Below are 21,316 nucleotides of genomic sequence, written 5' to 3' on the forward strand. Positions count from 1 at the left end.
CTTCAGCTCAGAAAATACCGCAGGGGCGCCCATTGATGAAGAGGGTATTGCGCGAATGCAATCGATGCACAAACGGCCAAGGGCTACGCACCTGAGATGCGTAGCCCTTGGCCAACGAGATAGCCCGTGTTGCTGCGGGCTTCACGAAATCACTCTGACGAGTGACTAACTTACACGCCGATGGCGGTGCCGTCTGTTTTCTGGATCACCACGGTCGAGGAGCGTGGACGCACCTTGTCGCCAGTGTTCGCCTTGGTCGCGTCCTCGGTATCGTAAGCAGGCCAGTTCACCGGATGCTGAATGTTGATGAAGACCGACTTCAGGTCCGGGGTGAAAGCGAAACCCGTGATCTCAGCCTCGTTCGGGCCGACGAAGAAGCGGCGCAGATCGCCCTGGTTATCCTTGTTGATGGCTGGGCCCACGCCCTTTGAATCTGCCAAAGCGCCAGGAATCACGGCCAGCATCTGGTCATTGGTGGCCTTGGCCACATCGTTGTTACGACCACCATCAATGCCGTTGTCCGTCAGGATCCACAAAATACCGCGTGGATCGATGCCCAAGCCGTCAGGGCTGGCGAACTGGTTTTCTGCTGTCAGGCCCGAGCGGTTGACATCGGCAGCGCCAGTCGCGTTGGAGCCGAATACGAAGATGTCCCAACGGAACTTGTTCGAACCTGGCTCGTCGTGCCAACGCACGATGTGACCATTGGCGTTATTCAAGCGCGGGTTAGGCGCATTGGTACCTGCAGCGGCATTGCGGCTGGTGTTGTTGGTGAGGGTCAAGTACACGTCGCCATTGACCGGGTGGGTCATTGTCCACTCAGGGCGGTCCATAGGTGTTGCACCTACAAAGTCAGCAGCGCCACGCGTGTTGATCAAGATGCCTTCCAGGCTGCCGAACTCTTCCTTCAGCGTGCGGCCATCCTTGCCCTTGGCGTTCTCACTCAGCGGCAACCACTCACCCGCGCCGTCGGCGTCAAAGCGCGCCACATACAGCGTACCCTTGTCCATGTACTTGGCACCTACGGCCAGGCGATCAACGCGGTTGGCATCCAGAGGATCCCAGACAGCTTCGGACACGAAACGATAGATGTACTCAAAGCGTTTGTCATCGCCGGTATAGAACGCCAGCGGCTTGCCTGCTTCCGGCTTGCCATAGGCTGCGCCTTCATGCGAGAAGCGGCCCATGGCGGTGCGCTTGGTGGCGATGCTGGTCGGGTCATAGGGATCGATCTCGACCAGGTAGCCGAAGGCATTGGCTTCATTGCGCCAGTCTTTGGTGGCATCTGCACCGGTGGGTGTGATGTCAAAACGTGCAAATTCACCTTGTTGCTCAGTCGCGTCACCAGCGGCCGTTTCCCACTTGTATCGGCCTGAGGCGGAAGGGATCTCCATGCGAACCTGGCTCTTCGGACGGTCAGCCGCCGGCGCCTTATTCACGAAGCAGGCATACCAGTTTTCTTCTGCTGTGAGGTAGGTTCCCCAGGGCGTAAAGCCGTTGCCGCAGTTGTTGTTGGTTCCGCGCACCAGCGTGCCGGTAGGCGAGTAAGGCGTCTTGACCGAAGCTGTACCCCTGATTGGGCCGGCCAGGCTCATCGGCGTGGCCGATGTAAAACGGCGGTTGTACTTGGAGTTCTTGACCACGTTCCACTTGCCGTCCGCCCTGCGGATGTGGATCACGCCGACGCCATGACCGTTGATTTCCTTGCGAACCTCCTCCGCCGGGCGCTTGCCGTCCACGAGCGTAGGGCCGTTAGGGTGCAAAGCCTTCTCGTCGATGTACTCGTAGTTGATCGCAAGCAAGCCCTCGGTGGAGCTACCTTCCAGCGGGAAAAAGTGCAGGCCGTCATGGTGCATGCCAGCGGAATTGAGCAGGTCGTTGGAGCTGTTATTTCCGCCGCGGTCCCAAGGAGCCGCGTTGTCATTGAACGGCGTACCCCAGGGGGCCAGCACGTGGGCAACGTAGCCAGCGGGGACAACGCAACCATCTGTCATCGAAACAGGCAGCGACTGGAAGCCCAGGGCCAGCTTGGGTGGAGGCGTGGGTGCCGGAGCAGGTGGAATGACCTCATCGTCACTGCCACCGCAGGCACTGAGGCTGACACCCGCCAGTGCAGCCAGAGCAGCGCTCAAGCCTCCGCGCGTGAGTGCACGGCGTGACAGGCTCTTTTCAAGAATGCTGCTGAAAGGTTCGTTGCCGCTCGCATTGCTGACGGCGTCGCTCGTAGTAAATTTGCTCATCGTGTGTACTCTTGTAATGACTGCTACTTGTCGGACTCAGGAGGTGTGAATGAATCCCGCATGTCCGAAGGGCATGAGAGATTCGTTCAAACCTTCGCAAGTAGTCTAGGAGCCATATATGACGAAATGAAGTCAGTTCGCGTGCAAGCTGATGACGCAAAATCAGGTTGTGGCTCGATGCTTGGCTAGGGCGTGTTCACACTAAATTCACCCCCGCGCCGGGGTTTACCGGGTTGCAGTGCAAGGCGCGCCGTGCCGCCAAGGTACTATCCTTGGCAAGAGGCGTAACGCGGCAATGCGGCCCGGCAAACCTCGGCCCGAAGGGTGAGGCTCTGGCTAGCCGCACTCGGCGTTGCCGACGCCGGCCGCGCAAATCCTCACCGGGTGCCCAACCCGGCTACGGTTTGCGCCTTGATTGCAGCTAGCCAGAACCTCACGCGGGGGCGAATTTAGTGTGAACACGCCCTAGTGCGCTCAGCCTTCGGCGCGAAAGCAAGCTATTGCATGCGCCAATGCTGGGCAAGGACCTCTGCAGATCGAATGAAAACTCGCTCAGCCCTGCCGCAACCACCCTCTCACTTCTCAAATTGAAACGAGAATTCCCGAACCTTTTCCATGTTCATCATTCGACAAGCACTTTTTCCCGCTGAACGAGACGATGTTGTTTCGATCTTCCGTGAGTACGTGAGTAGCCCAACCGTCAGCCTCGACTTTCAGGACTACGAAGCCGAGTTCGCTGAACTTCCTGGAAAGTACGAAGCGCCACAAGGCCGCCTACTCCTTGCACGAGAAGCGGACGCTGTGCTCGGCTGCGCAGCGCTGCGCCGTGTTGATGAGCAAACGTGTGAAATGAAGCGTGTTTATGTGCGCCCCGTCGCACGAGGAAGAGACCTTGGGCGACTGCTGGCCAACGCGATAGTGGCTGAAGCCAGACTCGCAGGCTACTCGCGTATATGCCTGGACGTTCTGCCTGAATTCACGGCAGCGCAGAAACTCTATGAGTCGATGGGGTTTGAGCCTGCTGAGCCGGTGAGTTTCAATCCTGTTCCAGGTACCAAGTTTCTCGCATTGGCTTTGTAGCTCTTGATGGCAAGGCAAGGCCTTGCCATCAATGGATTGCACCGGAGCGGCACCACTCCAGTGCGCATAAGGAGCCTATTGCTTTGCCGCTCCCATGCCTATTGGGAGTTACGCCGATAGCGCCTGCATGTGGGCAAAGAGGTCTGCCTTACCTTCGAATCCAATGCCTGGAAGTTCAGGTAGCGTCACGTGGCCGTCAATGACTTTCACGCCGTCAGGGAAGCCACCGAAAGGTTGAAACAAGTCAGGATAAGACTCGTTGCCACCCAAACCCAGGCCAGCTGCGATATTCAATGACATTTGATGGCCACCATGCGGTATACAACGGGTTGCGGACCAACCGTGTTCCTTCAGCATGTCCAGCGTGCGCAGATATTCGACCAGGCCGTAGCTCAGCGCGCAGTCGAACTGCAACCAGTCCCGGTCTGGACGCATACCCCCATAACGAATCAGGTTGCGCGCATCTTGCATGGAGAACAAGTCTTCGCCCGTAGCCATGGGATTTGTGTAGTAGTTGCGCAGGGTTGCTTGCAACTCGAAATCGAGGGGATCACCCGGCTCTTCGTACCAAAACAAGTCGTATTGCGACAGTGCTTTGGCGTATTGAATGGCGGTATCCAGATCAAATCGACCATTGGCATCCACGCACAGTTTCTGACCATCCTGCAGCACGCTCAGGATCGAATCGATGCGGCGCAAATCTTCGTCCAGTGAGGCGCCACCAATCTTCTTCTTGACCACGGTGTAGCCGCGATCAATGTAGCTACGCATCTCGTCCTTCAGCTTGCCATGGTCTTGGCCTGGATAGTAGTAGCCCCCTGCTGCGTAAACGAATATCTTGCGATCAGGCTTGCCATTACCGTATCGGTCCGCCAAGAGTTGGAAGAGTGGCTTCTGCTCAATCTTGGCTACTGCATCCCAAACAGCCATATCGATGGTCCCTATGGCCACAGAACGCTCGCCATGGCCACCAGGCTTTTCATTGGTGAACATGCAGTTCCAAATCTTGTGTGGATCAAGATTCTTTCCGCTATCGTCAATGAGGGAGTCCGGTGCGGCCTCCAGAACGCGAGGAATGAAGCGTTCGCGCATTAACTTACCCTGGCCATACCGCCCATTCGAGTTGAAGCCATAACCCACCACAGGCTTGCCGTCTCGAATGACGTCGGTGATCACGGCAACCAGGCTCAGCGTCATTTTGCTGAAGTCTATGTAGGCGTTGCGTATAGGGGAGCTAATGGGAAGAGTGATTTCTCGGATATCGACGATTTTCATGCTTGACCTCTTCAGGAATGGCGACTTGAGGATGGGTATCATCGTGACCCGCTTTGGTTTTTACCAATGCTATTTTTCTCTTCTTCAATGCTTTCAAAGCACTGGCTATGAACCTGTCCTGGTTGGAAGATTTTTTGGCCCTCGCGTCGACGGGAAACTTCTCCCGTGCGGCTGAGGAGCGGCATATGACGCAACCAGCTTTTGGCAGGCGCGTTCGCGCGCTGGAAGAGTGGATAGGCGCTGAGTTGTTTGACCGAAGCTCTCAGCCTGTCCGCCTGACGCATGCCGGTCAGTGGTTTCAGAGTGTTGCGCATGACTTACTCGATAGAGTCGCCCGGATTCCCGGCGAAACTCGCGCAGTGGTCGAGGCCGGCTCAAGTTCTTTGCGCTTTGCCGCAACCCATGCACTCTCTTTTACCTTTGTGCCGGGGTGGTTGCGTAAGTTCGAGTCGCTCACGATGGCAGGCACCATCCAATTGGAATCGGACGTGCTGCAGCGTTGTGAGGCGCTGATGGAGCAGAGCAAGGTGCAGTTCGTCATCTGCCACGCTCATCCGCAAGCACCGGGGAAACTCCAGGTTGAAGGGTTCCCTTCACTGAAGGTCGGTGCGGACGTATTGGTCCCAGTCAGCGTACCGGGGCCAGATGGGCAACCTGTCCACCAGCTCCAGGGAGGCCACTCTCCAGTTTCATTGTTGACCTACAGCGATGAATCCGGACTAGGAAGAATTTTGCGTGAGACTCAACAACACGCAGTAGAAAAGATTCACACGAACACCGTATTCACGGCCCATCTCGCCTCCGTACTGAAGACGATGGTCCTGGACTCACGAGGAATGGCATGGGTACCTCACAGTCTTGTGGCCGATGAAATCGCCACTGGCCGTCTGGTTGCGGCGGCCTCCGAGGAATGGTGCATTGACCTGGAGATACGACTGTACCGCGCACACCGCGCGATGGGCAGAGCTGCGCAAGCACTGTGGGACGCCGTGTCTGATCAAGTCAATGCCACACCGTGACATAAGCTCGCGGCCTGAAGGGCCAGGCGCATAAGTAGAGCCGTTCGGTCTTGCCTGCGCGGCGTGTTCTCTCCGGTTCAAAGAATGATGTTGTTCTTCGGCCGCAGCAGGGGCGGCAGGTCCGCATCGCCCAGCATTGTGCGCAGTTCGATTTCGACCATCCGGGCGATCTGCGCGATAGGCACATCGTTGGCGCCACCCTCGAACGGATTCTCGGTGCTCTCACCCACCTGCAACAACGAGGTATACATCCATGAGATCAGCACGCTGAACGGAATCACCAGCCACACACGGTGCAGCGCATCGAACTCCTTGAGCAAGCCGAATGGCAGGAGGATGCAGAACAAGCGGATGAACAGCGCATTGACGATGGCGTACTGCCGAGGGTAGGGAAAATTCTTGAGACGCTCACTGCGCCCCTGGTGATCGAGCAGCTCCTTGATTCCCTTTTCCATCTCAATGAAGAAGTTGATGACAATCTCGCCACGCGTGAACATATTGCGGAGCGCCTCGCTCTGCTGCGCCATGAGCAGCGTTGGCTTGCTGCGCGAGGCCATCACGGCGGCGAGCGCATCGCCCTGAATGTAGCGAGCCAGCTCAGTCTCGAGAGAGCTTTCATGCTCAGGCACGCAATAGTTCGCCTGGTATTCGGCATTGGTGGTTCGACCGGTGCTTTCCCAAGCACGGTGCCGGCGCATCTGGTAACGCAGTGCAGTCACCCAGGCGATGTGCCGATTCACCAGTTCGCGCGTAGCCTCAGGGTTCCGCACGTAATCGCGACTCATCAGACCCCAGGCCTTGCTGCTGTTGAGAATAGCAGTCCAAACCTGTTGCGCCTCTACAGTACGCGCATACGTCTGGGTGTTGTTGAAGCTCACGATCAGCACTGTGGCTGTGCCGATGAGCGCCACCACCGTCCAAGGAATCGCCAGCCAGTGCCAGCCCGCCAGTTTGTAGAGGCAGACAGGCACGATGGCCAGCGCCACCAGCAGATAAAGCTCCCGCCGCGTCCAGAAGAAAAATTCACGCAGCCGGTACGAGCGGCCGACGTTCATCGGGCGGCCAGCCAGGCGTCGAGGTTGGTCGGGCCGATCCGAGCGTCAGCAGCCGTCGTGAGCGAAGCATCATCTATCACCACACCGAAATAGGGCGCCGCAGGGTCAGCCACTACCGCGCGTGCGTCGCCGGTGGCACGCAAGTAGCGCTCGACCAGCGTCGCCATGCCGGCGCGCTCAGGACCACCGACTTCGATCTTGCCATTGACCGGCGCGCCCAGCGTGCAGTCGGCCATGGCAGCCGCCACGTCCTGCGCGGCAATAGGTTGCACGTGCGCGGACGGCAAACGTATGGCGTCGCCAGCAGCGCCCGACTGGGCGATGGCCGGCAGGAACTCCATGAACTGCGTAGCCCGCACGATGGTGTACGGCAGACCGGAGGCCTCGATGAGTTGCTCCTGCACAAGCTTGGCGCGAAAGTAACCGCTATCTTGCAGCCGGTCTGTACCCACCACCGAAAGCGCCACATGATGCTGCACACCAGCGGCCGCCTCGGCAGCGAGCAAGTTGCGGCCCGAGGTTTGAAAGAAGTTCATGACGGCAGCGTCTTCGAACGAGGGGGAGTTGGCCACATCAACCACCACCTGCGCGCCCGCCAGTGCGGTTGCCAAGCCCTCGCCGGTAAGCGTGTTGACACCTGTGTTGGGCGAGGCAGCGATGGCCTCATGTCCCCGTTGCCTCAACAGTGTGATGAGTTTGCTTCCAATGAGGCCGGTGCCTCCAATGACGACGATTTTCATGATCTATACCTTGTGTTGATGCCTCGATGGTAGATATGAAACAATATGGCTGAAATGACAAAGAACCCTGAATTACTGCCAAACTCACAAAAGCAACCGGAGCCGACACCCCGGTCATCGCCCCGCCGCGCTCGCCCAAAGCGCGTCCTGTTCGTCGCCTTCCCCGAGGTTGGACTGCTCGACCTGACCGGCGCGCAAACGGTGTTCTGGTGCGCCACCAAGGCCATGGAATCCCGTGGTTTGCAGGGCTACGAACGTTGCACCGCGAGCCTTGGGGGCGGGCTGGTGCGCAGTGCCGAAGGCCTGGTGCTGCAGACTGAGGCGCTTGAGCAATTCCGCGCATCAACCGTGGACACACTCGTCGTCCCCGGCTCGCCGCACATGGCGCAGGTGCTCGGCGAATCAGAGGCGCTGATCGAATGGCTCAGGCGCGCTGCCGGCAGGACGCGTCGCACGGCATCCGTATGCAGCGGCGCGTTTCTATTGGCCTCCGCGGGCCTGCTCGACCAGAAGCGCGCCACCACGCATTGGTTGATGTTCGACATGATGCGCGAGCGTTTTCCAACGGTGCAAATCGACCGCGATGCCATCTTTGTGCAGCAGGGCGCGGTTTGGACCTCGGCCGGCGTCACGGCTGGTATCGACCTGGCCATGGCGCTGGTCGAAGCCGATTGCGGGCACGAGGTGGCCATGGAGGTGGCACGCGAACTGGTGGTCTACCTCAAACGGCCCGGAGGCCAGTCGCAGTTCAGCGGCATGTTGCGGTCTCAAACCGAAGACTCGGCCGCAATTTTTGACGAACTCAACCTGTGGATCGCAAACAACCTTGAACGTGCCGACCTGGGTGTGGAGCAACTGGCCGAGCAGGCCCGCATGAGCCCTCGCAATTTCGCGCGGGTCTACAAGCAAAAGACCGGCCGCACTCCGGCCAAGGCAGTCGAGTTGTTCCGGGTTGAAGCCGCCAAAAGACTGCTGGAAGATTCCACCCGCAACATCGACCAGATTGCGAGATTGTGTGGTTTCGGCGATGAGGAGCGAATGCGCGTGAGCTTCCAGCGACAACTGGGCGTGGCGCCACGGGATTACCGGCGGCGGTTTGCGGCCCGAGGCCAGCAGATGACGTAAGGTCAGCCTACCTGGTTAGGGCGTGTTCACACTAAATTCACCCCCGCGCCGGGGTTTGTCGGGTTGCAGTGCAAGGCGCGCCGTGCCGCCAAGGTGCGATCCTTGGCAAGAGGCGCAACGCGGCAATGCGGCCCGGCAAACCCCGGCCCGAAGGGTGAGGCTCTGGCAAACCGCACTCGGCGTTGCAAACCCTCACCGGGTGTCCAACCCGGCTGCGGTTTGCGCCTTGATTGCGGATCGCCAGAACCTCACGCGGGGGTGAATTTAGTGTGAACACGCCCTAACATACACAGGCCTCCCTGCGAATCGCCAAGTCGGCATGACACAATGAGCACAGGTCGGTGCCCGAAGACAGGAAACCCATCATGTTGTCCAGAAGACTATTGAGCTACTTGCTCCCCGCGATCTCTGCATTCGCAGTTGGAGCGGCATCTGCGGCTTCCCCGCCGGATTCGCCAACATACCCCGACGCCGATGCCAGCGACCCCGCCAAACTAGGCTGGATGATCGGTTCGCCACCTCCCCCTGATCGCATACTGCGCTTCGAAGACGGTTCGTATTTTCGATTCCCGGCAATGCGCTGGAGCGTATCCAACTTCCGGCAGCTGATGCCTACGGTGAGTATCTCGCGCGGTCTGGGCTCTGCAACGCCACTAAGGCGGGCAGCACGTGAGGACATTGACCGCGTGGTCTTTCAGCCACTGGGCTCTGACCGAACAATGACCTGGGAGGAATCTCTCAAGGCGAACTACACCGATGGCATTGTGGTTCTGCATAAGGGTAAGGTCGTCTATGAGCGCTACTTCGGAGTGCTCAAGCCACAAGGGCAACACGGGGCGATGTCGGTAACCAAGTCGTTTATCGGAACTCTCGCGGCCACGCTTGTAGCCGAAGGCAAGCTGGATCCATCACGCCGTGTCGCGGACTACGTACCTGAACTCGCGTCATCAGCCTTTGGCAGCGCCACCGTTCGCCAAGTCATGGACATGACCACCGGCATCCGGTTCAGTGAAGACTACGCGGACCCGAACGCCGAGGTGTGGGCACATGCAGCTGCCGGCAATCCCCTGCCGAAGCCGAAAGACTACACCGGCCCGCGAAGCTATTACGAATTTCTTCAGACCGTGAAGGCCCAGGGCGCGCACGGCGAGGCTTTCGGCTACCGTACAGCCAATACGGATGCGCTCGGATGGATCATTGCGCGCGTCAGCAGCAAGTCGGTAGCTGAGTTGCTGTCAGAACGCATCTGGAGCCGTCTGGGTGCCGAGCAGGATGCCTACATGTCGGTCGATTCGATCGGCACACCTTTCGCCGGCGGTGGCTTGAACACCGGACTGCGTGATCTCGCACGCTTCGGTGAAATGATCCGGAACAACGGTGCCTTGAACGGGCAGCAAATCATTCCGGCTGAGGCGGTGGCCGACATCCGGCGCGGCGGCAACCCCGCCGACTTTGCCAAGGCGGGCTATAAATTACTGCCCGGCTGGACCTATCGCAATATGTGGTGGATCACGCACAACGCGCACGGAGCCTTCGCCGCCAGGGGCGTACACGGCCAAACCATCTACATCGATCCCAAAGCCGAAATGGTCATTGCGCGATTTGCCTCGCACCCGGTTGCGGGCAATGCAGCCAATGACCCCACTTCCCTGCCGGCATATCACGCCTTGGCACTGCATCTGATGAAGAGGCGTTAAAGCCTTGGGTGTTTAGAAGCCTGGTGCTTTCGTTTCTGCGCGACGTGACGTCACCACAAGTGCAACGCCACTCATGACCAGGGCGATGCCGAAAAGCGTCAGCCATGCGGGAGTTTCCTTGAGCACGACCATGCCTATCAGCACGGCAAGCGCTGGAGCGAGTGCGCCAAAGATGGCCGCGCGAGGTGCGCCCAACCGGCGCACGGATTCTGCGTAAAAGTACATCCCCAGAATCGCGACCATGACGCCCTGCGCCAGCACCTGGAATGCAAGCTCTGCCGGCTGTGCAGTGAATATTTTTGGCTCCAGCCAGAAAAAATAGATCGGCGCGAACAATAGCGCGGATAGGCAGTTGACCAGTGCGGTGGCATGCCATGGACTGATGCCAGAACTGCGCTGCGCCACGGTAAAACTTGCAAAGAACAGGCCAGCCAGCAAGAACAATAGATCGCCTCGCCACTCCCCTGAAGCGCGGTTTGCGATTAAGGAATAGCCACCAATACAGATCACACCAACGACGACGACGCCCATGCCATTCAATTGCCGGCTCGTGAATTTTTCGCCGAACAAAAGCCCGGAAAGAAAGGCCACCCAGATGGGCATGGTTCCGATCATCAGCGTCGCGACATGCGAGGCAGGCGCAAACTGCATACCCACTGAGGCCAACAGCATGAAGGGCACTCCCGCACCCATCACCATGACTAAAAGCCTAAAAATGCCAATCTGCTGAAGCCCAAGCCCCTTGCGCAAAAGGATAGGCCAAAGAAGCATGGCCGACACACCAAACCGCAAGAACGTCACATCATGCGGGCCCAGGCGGGTGGTGACCGCGAAGCGTGTAGCGACTGTCCAGCCAGACCATATCAATGCGACGGCGAGGCCGCACAGGACACCTATGTAGGCATTTCGCCGGTCGGGTTGGATTTTCATAGGCTACGCGCTAGCAATACAGTGCACGCTCGGTAGAAGTCGATTCAAGAGCTTTATAGAGAAATTTTCCAGAGACGCCCGGCTCAAAACTGCAGCGCTCAGAGGGGCCACAAGCAGGCCTGATGCTGTTCTGAATTTCCCGCTTCACGTTCGGCTGCCACTAATTCGGCCTCTAGCACGACCGATGATATAGGGCCTGGAACTTAAGCCGGAAAACGCTCGATGTGTGTCTCTCCCTTGCGGCCAAGGTAGACGACATGGCGCCCGGCAAGCCAGACCGTATAGCCGACGCAACCTGCGGTTTGGGTGAGTCGTTTGAACTCTGGGTACATCACCCTGCCCTGTTGTGCGCCCCGAATGGCGGACCGCACTGCATCACCGTCAAACGCTTCAGCAACACCGCGTTCTGGCCGCTCGAAGCCGAAATCCAGGAAGGCGCCATCCGGTAGGTAATAGGTAGTACGGCCTGAGCGGTAGTCAACGTGATAGGACTCGACTTCAACAGCCGTGAGTTGTGCAATCACCTCACCGAAATGAATGCTTCCATTGTTCGATGCCTCGAAGGTGGACTGAATGACGGCACGGGTGTTCTCGTTCATATGACTAGCTCTTCCTTGCTGACGGTGCTTGGTTGGAGGGATATTAGGAATTTCCTGAAGCCAATAGATTCTCTCCAATGCTTAGGTCACTCCAACCCTATTTTTAACAGCAAAGACACCGTCCGCCTTCACAACGGTCTTCTCACCAACCTGCCCTCTGCAACTGAGAAAGACAAGTCGCTTTCCTAATCGATCGACCCGCACTCCGACCTGAAGCCAGTCGCCCTCCTTGACTTCGCCCAGGTAGGTGATGCTCAGGTTGGCCGTGACAGTGGAGGCCCCGGCGATACGCGATGCATTGAATCCAAGGGCGCTATCGATAACAGTCGCAAGCATGCCGCCGTGAGCAACGGCGTGAGAATTCAGGTGTTCCGCTCGAACAAACAAGGCCACTGTGGTCGTCTTGTCCGCCTCCAGACGAGCATAGACCGGCCCTATCATTCGCATGAACTCGCTAGAGGGAATGTAGTCAACAAATCCTTCCGGCGCAGCATGACTGCTACCAGCGAAGTTATCCAGATCCATCGTGCAGCACCTTTTCAATGATCGATCAGCGTCAGTATGAAGCCTGAATAGCTACCGTCACGCTTTCTTGGGTGGGCTGAACTCAGCGCGAATTGCCGCACTGTGCTGCCCGATGCCAGGGACATGACCCAGTGTTCTCGGTTCTCCTCGGAAGATCGCAGGGGGAGCCACGATATCCGCGCCTCCGTGTGTGGTCGATACAGATGCTCTGCGCAGATGAGGATGCGACGACAGCTCCTTCACTCCATTCACCTCGGCAAAAGCTACTTGCGCAGCCTGCAACTTCATGCGCACGTCTTCGGGGGAAGTCTTCGCAAGCGCCATCTTGATTTCTGCGTCGAGTTGCTCCCGGTTTTCGACCCTCAGCATGTTTGTGGCGAATTCGGGGCGCTCCAAAAGGTCTGGCCGTTCGAGCACCTTCGCTGCGAATCGGCTCCACTCTCCATCGTTTTGGACGCCTATCAAGACGCTGCGTGCTTCGCCTACTTCGCCGCCCACCGGGAATGCGCCGTAAGGAGCAATGGTGGGATGAGCAAGTCCAACCCGGGGCCAGACGGTACCCGCATAGTCATAGTGCAGGAGCGGCACCGTCATCCAGTCGCACATGGCATCGAACAACGACACATGGATGGCACTTCCCTCGCCTGTTCGCTCGCGCTGGAGCAAAGCCTCAAGAATGGCTGCGTGCGCATACATGCCTGTCCCCACGTCGCAGGCAGAGATGCCGATGCGCCCAGGTGCCTCCGGTGTGCCGGTGACCGAACAGATGCCGCTCTCCGCTTGTACAAGCAAGTCGTACGCGCGCATCTCCGAACGTGGCCCGCCTTCCCCGTACCCACTAATATCGCACGTGATAAGACGTGGATGGAGTTTGCGCATCTCCTCCCAGCCAAATCCTGCCCGCGCAGCCGCACCAGGTCCAAGGTTCTGGATCAGCACGTCAGCTCCTGCAATCATTTTTTGCAAAAGGGCGCCATCCTCATCTTTTGTGTAGTCAAGGACAACCGACTCCTTACCACGGTTCAACCAGACGAAGTAGGTGCTGTCGCCGTTGACCGCATTGTCGTAGCCGCGCGCGAAGTCACCCTGTGGCCGCTCGATCTTGATAACCCTGGCACCGGCATCGGCCAGACGACTCGATGCGTAGGGAGCTGCCGCTGCTTGCTCGACGGCTATGACTGTGATTCCTTTGAGGGGGTAGCTCATACTCTTCTCCAATTGTTCAATAACCTAAGCCATTTTTCTCACTACTGCAGCACGAGGCGCTGCACTGTGCCACCGTTCAGCACAACTGAATCTCGTTCTTCAACCCGGCAACGAAAGCGCACATTCGGACCATCGTTCCAGATTTGAACTTCCAGAGTCTCCCCCGGGTAAACCACGCCGGTGTAGCGTGCGGAGATCTGCTTGATCGCTGCAGTATCGCCCTGGCACACCGTGGAAACAATCGCGAAGCAAGCCACGCCCAGGCTGCACAGGCCGTGGAGAATGGGTTTCTCGAACCCGGCCGCCTTCGCAACCCCAGGATCTGAATGCAAAGGATTGAGATCACCGGACAAGCGATAGAGCAGCGCCTGCATCTCCAGCGTAGTCCATCTAAAGCGAATCTGCGGCGGGCCATCTGGTTCGGTGTCGCGCACAACCACGGGTGCAGCGCGCCCGCCAAAGCCGCCGTTATCTCGGGCAAGCGCCTGGCCGCTAAGGATGGCCAGGCACTCCTGGGTTGAGGTGTCTATCAGCTCCCGCTGCCAGCGGATCAACGCTCCACGAGCCTGCCCGCGATCAAACACATCGGTAATCTTGACCAGCGAATGAACCGTTCCAGCCGATGGGATGGGGCGGAAAATATCAAGATGATGTGAAAGTGCGACCAACCGCTCCCACTTGATCCCGAGAGACGGATCACGCATCCATTCACCAGGACTTGCCAGGACTGCGGCCATCGTGGGCAGTACGGAAATCCTGCTGCCTTGCACGAAACGCAGTTGCTCAACGTTACATGGATCGTTTCCAATCCCAAGGCCCAAGGCATAGAGGATGCAATCTCGTTCGCCGTAGGTTTGACTCACAGGCGGGAAGGTTTTGCCCTTGAGCAACTCCATCTCCGGAACTGCGCACGCGACACCTGAGTCAGCCACGGATTTCTCCTTCACCTGGCGCACTCGGCACGCGCGCTGGATCAATGACCTCCGCATTGTGTTCACCAAGTCTCGGCGGGCCACGTCGGACCGAAGCTGGTGACGCTGAGAAGCCGATCGGAGGTGCCGGCATGACCAGAGCGCCCTCGCTTGGATGCGAGAAGGTACGGAAAAATCCAGTCTGCACAAGATGGGGGTCCGTCCGCAGAGCATCCAGATCGTGTATAGGCCCACAAGGCACATCGGCCGCCCCGAGCTTTTCAAGCCACTCTTGCGAAGTCCCTTCGCTCAGGGCTTCTTCAACGATCGTGTAAAGCGTCCCGACATGCCGCATGCGGTCGCCGATGGTCCTGAATCGCTCATCATCTGAAAGTTCAGGTTTCCCTATTAACTCGAACAGTCGTCTCCATTGTGAATCTGTGTTCGCAATGATGCTGATGTGACCATCCTTGGTATGGAGCGGTCTATGGCTGGGATTGAACACCCTGGCATAGCCCCTCCAACTTGTTACCTCATCCGGCGACGACTGTAGAACGCCATCAGCCAGATGGTCAAGCAAGTTGAACGACGCCATGGTCTCCAGCATGGGGACTTCTACTTTCTGCGCGACACCTTCCCGCTCGCGGTGCAGTAGTGCCGCAGTAATGGCTTGAGCGAGATAAACGCCGCAGAGCTTGTCCGTCAACAGCATGGGCGCGTACGCAGGCTGCCCGAATGCAGCGGCATTCAGACCCGCAATACCACTTAACCCCTGGATGACATCGTCATACGCCGGTCTGTCGAAGTAGGGGCCACCTGAGCCAAACCCCTGCGCCGATGCGTGAACAAGCCGAGGAAACTCAGCATGCAGGGCTTCGAAGGTCAAACCCAAGTTTTTGAGGGCCGAGCTCCGCATGTTGTGAACAAAGACGTCTGCCGTAGAGAGCAGTTCACGCAATGATCTGGCCCCTTCTGGAGACTTGAGATCAAGAACCACGCTCCGCTTGTTCCTGTTCAGGTTCAGGAAAAACGAACCCATTCCTTTTGTCCGACTGGCTCCGATTCCCCGTGTCGGGTCGCCCTCTGGTGGCTCTACCTTGATGACATCAGCCCCCATGTCACCCAATAGCTGAGTGGATACCGGGCCAAACACAAAGTTGGACGCATCCACAATCACGATCCCTGTCAATGCGCCGCTCATGCGCACACCTCTGAAACGGAAGCTTGATTTGCGCGTTGTGCGCTCCTGAGGACGTCGGTTGCGATGATCACTTCCTGCACTTCGGTAGCCCCCTCATAGATACGAAGGGCGCGGATGTCCCTATAGAGTTGTTCGACCTTGGAGCCAACCCTGACACCTTCGCCACCGAATATTTGCACTGCTTGATCGATCACGATCTGCGCGGACTCGGTGGCGACGAGCTTGGCCATCGCCGCCTCCCGGGTGACACGCTTTCCCTGGTCTTTCAACCAAGCCGCCCTGTAGACCTGAAGGGCTGAAGAGTCAATCGAACAGGCCATCTGCGCAATCTTGGACTGAACTAGCTGAAGCGAACCCAGAGTGGAGCCGAAGATCTTCCTCGTGTTGGCGCGGTAGAGCGCTTCATTCATTGCGCTGCGAGCGAACCCGAGTCCGGCCGCCGCCACTGATGTACGAAAGATGTCTAGCGTCTGCATAGCCAACTTGAAACCACCGCCCTCCTCCCCCAGAAGTTGGGCCTCGGGCACCCGGCAGCCCTTGAAGCTGAGACGCGCCAGAGGATGCGGAGAAATGACATCGATTCGTTCAGCTACCTCGAAACCCGGGGTTCCTGCGTCGATGATGAACGCTGATATTCCATTCGATCGCTGGCTTCCAGGGGTTCGCGCAAAAACCACGTAGAAGTCAGCGATGCCTCCGTTGGATATCCAGGTCTTCTCTCCATTCAGGACAAAACTCTCGCCAATCCGCTCCGCCGTGCATTGCATGGCGCCCACGTCGGACCCCGCGTCAGGCTCGGAAAGCGCGAATGCGGCGATGCGCTTTCCGGCTGCGACGTCTTTCAAATAGAGAGACCGTTGCAAAGCGGTTCCCACGAGTGAGATGGCACCTGAACCCAGACCCTGCATCGCGAACGCAAAATCCATAAGGGCATGGTGCCGGGCGAAGATTTCCCGGGCAATGCAGATCGACCGAGTGTCCAGCCGGGAATCCGAGCCTCCCCCCAGATCCACGCAAAGGCGGAGAAATCCCGCGTCGCCGAGTGCCTTGACCAGTTGCCTGCATGCGCTATCTACGGTCTCGCGTGAAGGCTGGTGATCTTCCAGTTGCGGAATACGCAGGTCTCGCGCCCAAGCCTCCAGCTCACAGGCAAGGAGCCGGTGTTTGGGCTCCATGAAGGGCCAGTCGAGATGCGTCAGCGGATCGTTGTCTGGAGTCATTTGCTGCCTCAAAGAAATACTGGACTTTTTATACTACTACGTAGTAGCATTACTTTAGCGCACAACAATCCGTTGCGCCAGCAATTCTTTGCAACAGGCAGCTCAGCCCAGAAATTGGAGTACAGCGTGGGACGAAAGCGAGAGATCGGCACACCCGCCGGAGACGAGAAGCAACAGGGCATCCTGGATTCAGCCGCTGCTGTTTTTATGAAGCAGGGCTTCGCGCTCACGTCGCTCGACGACATCAGCGACAACTACGGCGCCGCGTCCAAGGGAATCATTTATTACCACTTCCGCAGCAAGACCAACTTGTTCTTCGCTGTGCAACGCCGCGCCATGGAACTCACTCGCCAGGCGATCGGGAGCATTGCCACGGGGCCGGGTACACCTCGTCAACGGCTCGAACAGATGTCTGTTGCTCATACCTTGTTGGTGATGGAGCACCTTGACTATCTGCGGGTAGCAGCGCAAGGGCTAGAAATGCAACTGGGCAGCCGAACCACAGAAGAAGAACGTCGCGAAATAGCGAGCGTGGTTGCTTTGCGGGACAGCAACGAAAAACTCTATCTTGATGTGATCCAGGCAGGCATGAAATCTGGGGACTTTCGCAAGGTCGATCCACGAATTGCAGTCAAGGCACTCTTAGGTGCGCTGAACTGGACCTCTCGCTGGTATCACCCAAGAGAAGGTGAAACGCCGGCGCAGCGCCAGAAGTTGGCAGAGGAAATCGGTCGGTTCGCCATTCATGCCTTCCTGCCTGAACGCAACCTCAAGGCGGTCCCATGACTTCCAAGATACTGGTCGAAAAAACCGGCGCTGTCACGACGATCATCATCAACCGCCCAGAGGTTCGAAATGCCCTTGATCTGGAAACGACGGAGGCACTGGGTGTAGCGCTGCGGGCATTCGAGATGGATGAGAGTGCGCGCGTAGCGGTGCTTTGCGGTGCAGGCGATGCCTTCTGCTCGGGCGCTGACTTGAAGGAATTGGCTTCCGGCACCGTCTATGACGCTTGGGCTGGAGAGCACGGCCCGTTGTCCCGCCCGCTCGCCAAACCCGTCATTGCGGCCATCGCGGGGTACGCGTGCGCCGGTGGATTGGGCGTTGCACTTTGGTGCGACCTGCGTGTCGTCGAGCGATCCGCCACGTTCGCTGTGCTCTCGCGCCGATGGGGGGTACCCATGAGCGATGGCACTACGGTACGCCTGCCACGTCTGATCGGGCTCAGCCGCGCGCTCGATATGTTGCTTACTGCCCGCAAAGTGGGCGCAGAAGAGGCCCTCGCCATGGGATTGGCCAATCGCATTGTCGAAGACGGCCAATCTCGCACGGAGGCGGAATCTCTGGCGCAGATGATGTGTGAATTCCCGCAGGTCGCGATGCGCTCGGATCGCATGTCGGCCTACCATCAAGAAGGCATGGACCTCACTGCCGCATTGATTGCTGAGGACACCTTCGCGGCCAAAGCAAAAACTCTCGAGGCCGGCGAGGGTGCCGCGCGATTCGCCTCCGGAAGTGGGCGTCACGGAGCGCTCCAATGAAGGCGGTCGTAGTCACGCAATTCGGGCTGAACAACGCTCAAATCAGCGAAGTTACTGCACCCATTCTGACCGAGGACGGTGTCCGTATCCGTGTTCAATCCTCGGGCGTGAGTTTTGCCAACCTGCTTGTCATTGAAGGCAAGCATCAGAACCGTTGGGAACCACCGTTTACGCCAGGAACCGAGATTGCCGGCGTCGTGGAGGAATGTGGGCCTGCTGTCACTCTGTTCCAACCAGGTGACCGCGTGGTTGCGGGCGTTCGGACCGGGGGATTTGCGCAAGAGGTGGTTGCACCTCAGCGCAACGTGTTTGCTCTACCGGCTTCCGTGAGCTTCGACGCTGCAGTGCATTTTCCGACCATCTACGCGACGGCCTACGGCGCCTTGAAATGGCGCGCACAACTTCAAGCTCAGGAAACGCTGCTCGTCCACGGTGCGGCGGGAGGCAGCGGGCTTGCGGCCATAGAAATCGGGAAAAAACTGGGCGCTCGTGTCATTGCCAGTTCAAGCACCGACGCCAAGCTGCGCGTGGCTGAGGAGCACGGAGCCGACGTGCTGATCAACTACAAGCAAGGCGGGTTCCGGGAGGCAGTGCTCGCCGCAACGGACGGCCGAGGTGCAGACGTCATATTCGATCCCGTCGGTGGCGGCACCTTTGATGAGTCACTGAGATGCATTGCGCCAGACGGCCGAATCATTCCCATGGGCTTCGCGGGCGGAACCATTCCCACCGTGCCGGCCAACATTGTCCTGGTCAAGAACGTGACCATCATCGGCATCTACTGGGGCTACTACATGGGCTGGGCACGCCAATCGCCGCCGCCTGCAATGGAGCAGAAGGTGAGAGAAGCCTTTTCAGAGTTGCTCGGATGGGTCGCAGCTGGCGAACTGCGCCCGCGCACCCACCAAGCCTACGCACTCGCCGACTTCAAGGAAGCGCTAAGCGCGCTTTCCGCGCAAAGCGTGATCGGAAGAAGCGTACTGCACCCCTGATTCAACCATTTCAATTACCAACGAAGGAGACACCGTGTCAGCTCTAAAAACCCTGCTAGTCGGACTTACGCTCGCCGCAACCGGCGTTCTCGCAACCGCTCAACCGGCTTATCCGGAGAAACCAATTAAGCTGATCGTTCCCTACCCACCGGGCTCTGGCACGGATACCGTTGCCAGGTACACCGCGCGTCGACTTGAGGCGGCTCTCAAACAGCCCGTGGTTGTCGAAAACCGTGCCGGCGGCAATGCCATCATTGCGGTTCAGGCCGTGATCAATGCCCCTTCCGATGGTTACACGCTTCTGTGGGCTGCGAATGGCCCTGTATCCACCAACGTCGCGCTCTATGAGAAGCTTCCCTATGACCCATTGGTTGATCTCCAACCTGTGGCGCGAGTCGCGTACTCGCCAATGGGCCTTTTTGTACCAACGAACTCGCCTTTCAAAACCGCGACTGACCTCCTCAACGACACCAAGAACAATCCGGGCAAGCTGAACTACGCCAGCGGCAGCGCGACCTACAACATTGCGACCGAGTGGCTTCTCTCCATCGCTGGCGGGAAAGCAACACAAATTTCGTACAAGGGATCGGCGCCAGCCATCGCAGACCTTGCAGGTGGGCAGGTGGACTTCTCCATCGTCGAGCTCAGTGCGGCAGCGCCGCTCATCCAGGCTGGCAAGATCCGCCTGCTGGCTGTGACCGCAGAAAAGCGCATGCACAGTGAGCCAAATGTCCCTACTTTGCAAGAGCTCGGCTACAAGGACTTTTTCCAAGTGGCATGGTGGGCAGTCTTTGCGCCCAAGGGCACGCCAGCATCTGTGCGCGGCACGCTTGAACAAACGCTACTCAAAGTCTACGGCGATGCCGAAAGCAAAGAGTACCTGGACAAGAACAACTTCAGTGCCTTCCTCGGCGACGCCGCTGCGCTTCGCAAGTTCCAGGAAGCTGAAATCAAGCGCGAAACTCGATTGGTCAAGGAATTCAAAATTCCAAAGATGTAAATATTTCAACCGCCCAGAGGTATCCAGCATGCGTTATACAAACCCGGGGGCACGGCTCTTCCAGTAGGCTGAAATGACTGAGCGCACGGCCCCCCTTGTTCGCTACACCCTTGACGGCGACGTGGCGATCCTGACGCTGAACAATGCGCCAGTGAACGCCTTGTCCAATGGTTTGAGACAGGCACTCCATGCCCAGCTCAAGATAGTATTGGATGACCCCGCCGTATCCGCAATTGTCTTATGCGGCGAGGGCCGTTTTTTCTGCGCAGGCGCCGACATCCGCGAGTTCAGCAAGCTGAGAGAGCAGCCTTGGACAGCAGCTATCGCGCATCAGATCGACGTCGGTGATAAACCCGTGGTGGCCGCCATTCACGGAGCGGCATTGGGCGGTGGCCTCGAGCTGGCATTGGGGGCGCACTCCCGCATCGCTGGTCGGTCGGCCAGGCTCGGCTTACCGGAGGTGAAGCTTGGGTTAATTCCCGGCGGTGGCGGCACTCAGCGCCTTCCGCGCCTTGTGGGGGCATCAATCGCTGCAATGATGATCGCAACTGGTGATTTCGTTGACGCTGCAAGAGCCTTGGATATAGGCTTGGTTGACCAAGTTGTTGACGATGGATCCGAAGCCCTTGCGGCAGTAGACCTCGCGCGTTCATTGGTACGAACCAGAACTCCGTTGCGCCGAACACGTGATGCGACAGCCCTTGACGATGTCAAGGCATCCCGTGCGGAACTCAACGCGGTGCGTACCGCGCTAGTACAGAAAATCGGTGGCGCACTGGCACCCAGGTTGGCCTTGGAGTCGATCGCCAGAGCCATGGAAGCCCCATTTGATGAAGGAATGGAATTCGAGCTGAACTCGTTCCTCCGGTGTCTGGCTAGCCCGGAACGCGAACTGTTGGTCCAGGAATTCTTTGCCAAGCGGCAAGGTACTCGCACCTCGGAACCGGGAGACACCTGAAT

General features: G+C 58.3%; 20 protein-coding genes. 9 read left to right on the top strand and 11 right to left on the bottom strand.

The features are described 5' to 3' along the window. Positions 1 to 170: 170 nt before the first annotated feature. Positions 171 to 2,240, bottom strand: a complete 2,070-nt coding sequence (locus G518_RS0116385) for a PhoX family protein (protein ID WP_028603483.1) — start codon at positions 2,238 to 2,240, stop codon at positions 171 to 173. Positions 2,241 to 2,855: 615 nt separating this feature from the next. On the opposite strand from G518_RS0116385, the gene G518_RS0116390 reads away from it, so the two are divergent. Continuing rightward, the gene (locus tag G518_RS0116390; RefSeq protein ID WP_028603484.1) at positions 2,856 to 3,320 is read left to right on the top strand and encodes a GNAT family N-acetyltransferase; all 465 of its coding nucleotides are present in this window, start codon (positions 2,856 to 2,858) and stop codon (positions 3,318 to 3,320) included. A 108-nt stretch (positions 3,321 to 3,428) separates the two neighbouring features. On the opposite strand, the gene G518_RS0116395 is transcribed toward G518_RS0116390, so the two are convergent. Then, entirely contained in the window at positions 3,429 to 4,595 is a 1,167-nt protein-coding gene (locus tag G518_RS0116395) for a mandelate racemase/muconate lactonizing enzyme family protein (protein ID WP_028603485.1), read from the bottom strand. Between the two features lie 107 nt (positions 4,596 to 4,702). Between G518_RS0116395 and G518_RS0116400 the strand changes: the two genes are divergently transcribed. After that, positions 4,703 to 5,614, top strand: a complete 912-nt coding sequence (locus tag G518_RS0116400) for a LysR family transcriptional regulator (protein ID WP_028603486.1) — start codon at positions 4,703 to 4,705, stop codon at positions 5,612 to 5,614. A 77-nt stretch (positions 5,615 to 5,691) separates the two neighbouring features. Here G518_RS0116400 and G518_RS0116405 read toward each other — a convergent pair whose 3' ends face one another. Both G518_RS0116405 and G518_RS0116410 read right to left on the bottom strand, forming a co-directional pair. Then, on the bottom strand, positions 5,692 to 6,669 hold the full coding sequence (locus G518_RS0116405) for a bestrophin family protein (protein ID WP_028603487.1): 978 nt from the start codon (positions 6,667 to 6,669) through the stop codon (positions 5,692 to 5,694). Continuing rightward, positions 6,666 to 7,409, bottom strand: a complete 744-nt coding sequence (locus tag G518_RS0116410) for an SDR family oxidoreductase (protein ID WP_028603488.1) — start codon at positions 7,407 to 7,409, stop codon at positions 6,666 to 6,668. Before G518_RS0116410 ends, G518_RS0116405 begins: the two co-directional genes overlap by 4 nt. Before the next feature lie 54 nt (positions 7,410 to 7,463). On the opposite strand from G518_RS0116410, the gene G518_RS0116415 reads away from it, so the two are divergent. Together G518_RS0116415 and G518_RS0116420 are read left to right on the top strand one after the other, a co-directional pair. After that, positions 7,464 to 8,534 (top strand): GlxA family transcriptional regulator, encoded by a 1,071-nt coding sequence (locus G518_RS0116415; protein WP_084651904.1) that lies wholly within the window; start codon positions 7,464 to 7,466, stop codon positions 8,532 to 8,534. A 503-nt stretch (positions 8,535 to 9,037) separates the two neighbouring features. Continuing rightward, positions 9,038 to 10,231: a serine hydrolase domain-containing protein gene (locus G518_RS0116420; protein WP_245597987.1), complete on the top strand. Its 1,194-nt coding sequence runs from the start codon at positions 9,038 to 9,040 to the stop codon at positions 10,229 to 10,231. Positions 10,232 to 10,243: 12 nt separating this feature from the next. Here G518_RS0116420 and G518_RS35480 read toward each other — a convergent pair whose 3' ends face one another. The 7 genes from G518_RS35480 to G518_RS0116455 form a co-directional block, all read right to left on the bottom strand. Then, positions 10,244 to 11,161, bottom strand: a complete 918-nt coding sequence (locus tag G518_RS35480; protein WP_051236837.1) for a DMT family transporter — start codon at positions 11,159 to 11,161, stop codon at positions 10,244 to 10,246. Positions 11,162 to 11,364: 203 nt separating this feature from the next. Next, the gene (locus G518_RS0116430) at positions 11,365 to 11,760 is read right to left on the bottom strand and encodes a DUF1398 domain-containing protein (protein WP_028603491.1); all 396 of its coding nucleotides are present in this window, start codon (positions 11,758 to 11,760) and stop codon (positions 11,365 to 11,367) included. Positions 11,761 to 11,841: 81 nt separating this feature from the next. Then, on the bottom strand, positions 11,842 to 12,285 hold the full coding sequence (locus tag G518_RS0116435; protein ID WP_051236839.1) for a PaaI family thioesterase: 444 nt from the start codon (positions 12,283 to 12,285) through the stop codon (positions 11,842 to 11,844). Positions 12,286 to 12,342: 57 nt separating this feature from the next. Beyond that, positions 12,343 to 13,491: a CaiB/BaiF CoA transferase family protein gene (locus G518_RS0116440; protein WP_028603493.1), complete on the bottom strand. Its 1,149-nt coding sequence runs from the start codon at positions 13,489 to 13,491 to the stop codon at positions 12,343 to 12,345. A gap of 41 nt (positions 13,492 to 13,532) precedes the next feature. Then, on the bottom strand, positions 13,533 to 14,423 hold the full coding sequence (locus tag G518_RS0116445; RefSeq protein ID WP_051236841.1) for a MaoC/PaaZ C-terminal domain-containing protein: 891 nt from the start codon (positions 14,421 to 14,423) through the stop codon (positions 13,533 to 13,535). Continuing rightward, the gene (locus tag G518_RS0116450) at positions 14,416 to 15,603 is read right to left on the bottom strand and encodes a CaiB/BaiF CoA transferase family protein (protein WP_028603495.1); all 1,188 of its coding nucleotides are present in this window, start codon (positions 15,601 to 15,603) and stop codon (positions 14,416 to 14,418) included. The genes G518_RS0116445 and G518_RS0116450 overlap by 8 nt, the downstream gene beginning before the upstream one ends. Then, on the bottom strand, positions 15,600 to 16,823 hold the full coding sequence (locus G518_RS0116455; RefSeq protein ID WP_028603496.1) for an acyl-CoA dehydrogenase family protein: 1,224 nt from the start codon (positions 16,821 to 16,823) through the stop codon (positions 15,600 to 15,602). The genes G518_RS0116450 and G518_RS0116455 overlap by 4 nt, the downstream gene beginning before the upstream one ends. A gap of 126 nt (positions 16,824 to 16,949) precedes the next feature. Here G518_RS0116455 and G518_RS0116460 point away from each other — a divergent pair, with 126 nt between their 5' ends. From G518_RS0116460 to G518_RS35485, 5 genes are all read left to right on the top strand, one after another. Next, positions 16,950 to 17,609: a TetR/AcrR family transcriptional regulator gene (locus G518_RS0116460; RefSeq protein ID WP_051236873.1), complete on the top strand. Its 660-nt coding sequence runs from the start codon at positions 16,950 to 16,952 to the stop codon at positions 17,607 to 17,609. Beyond that, entirely contained in the window at positions 17,606 to 18,364 is a 759-nt protein-coding gene (locus tag G518_RS0116465) for a crotonase/enoyl-CoA hydratase family protein (protein ID WP_028603498.1), read from the top strand. The genes G518_RS0116460 and G518_RS0116465 overlap by 4 nt, the downstream gene beginning before the upstream one ends. Next, positions 18,361 to 19,356 (top strand): NADPH:quinone oxidoreductase family protein, encoded by a 996-nt coding sequence (locus G518_RS0116470; RefSeq protein ID WP_028603499.1) that lies wholly within the window; start codon positions 18,361 to 18,363, stop codon positions 19,354 to 19,356. Before G518_RS0116465 ends, G518_RS0116470 begins: the two co-directional genes overlap by 4 nt. A 34-nt stretch (positions 19,357 to 19,390) precedes the next feature. Then, positions 19,391 to 20,356, top strand: coding sequence for a Bug family tripartite tricarboxylate transporter substrate binding protein (locus G518_RS0116475; protein ID WP_036594975.1), 966 nt, complete (start codon positions 19,391 to 19,393; stop codon positions 20,354 to 20,356). 73 nt (positions 20,357 to 20,429) lie between these two features. After that, positions 20,430 to 21,314: an enoyl-CoA hydratase/isomerase family protein gene (locus G518_RS35485; RefSeq protein ID WP_051236843.1), complete on the top strand. Its 885-nt coding sequence runs from the start codon at positions 20,430 to 20,432 to the stop codon at positions 21,312 to 21,314. Positions 21,315 to 21,316: the final 2 nt, after the last annotated feature.

Origin of the sequence: Ottowia thiooxydans DSM 14619 (assembly GCF_000422885.1) — a bacterium.
In the GTDB taxonomy this organism is placed as follows: Bacteria; Pseudomonadota; Gammaproteobacteria; order Burkholderiales; family Burkholderiaceae_C; genus Ottowia; species Ottowia thiooxydans.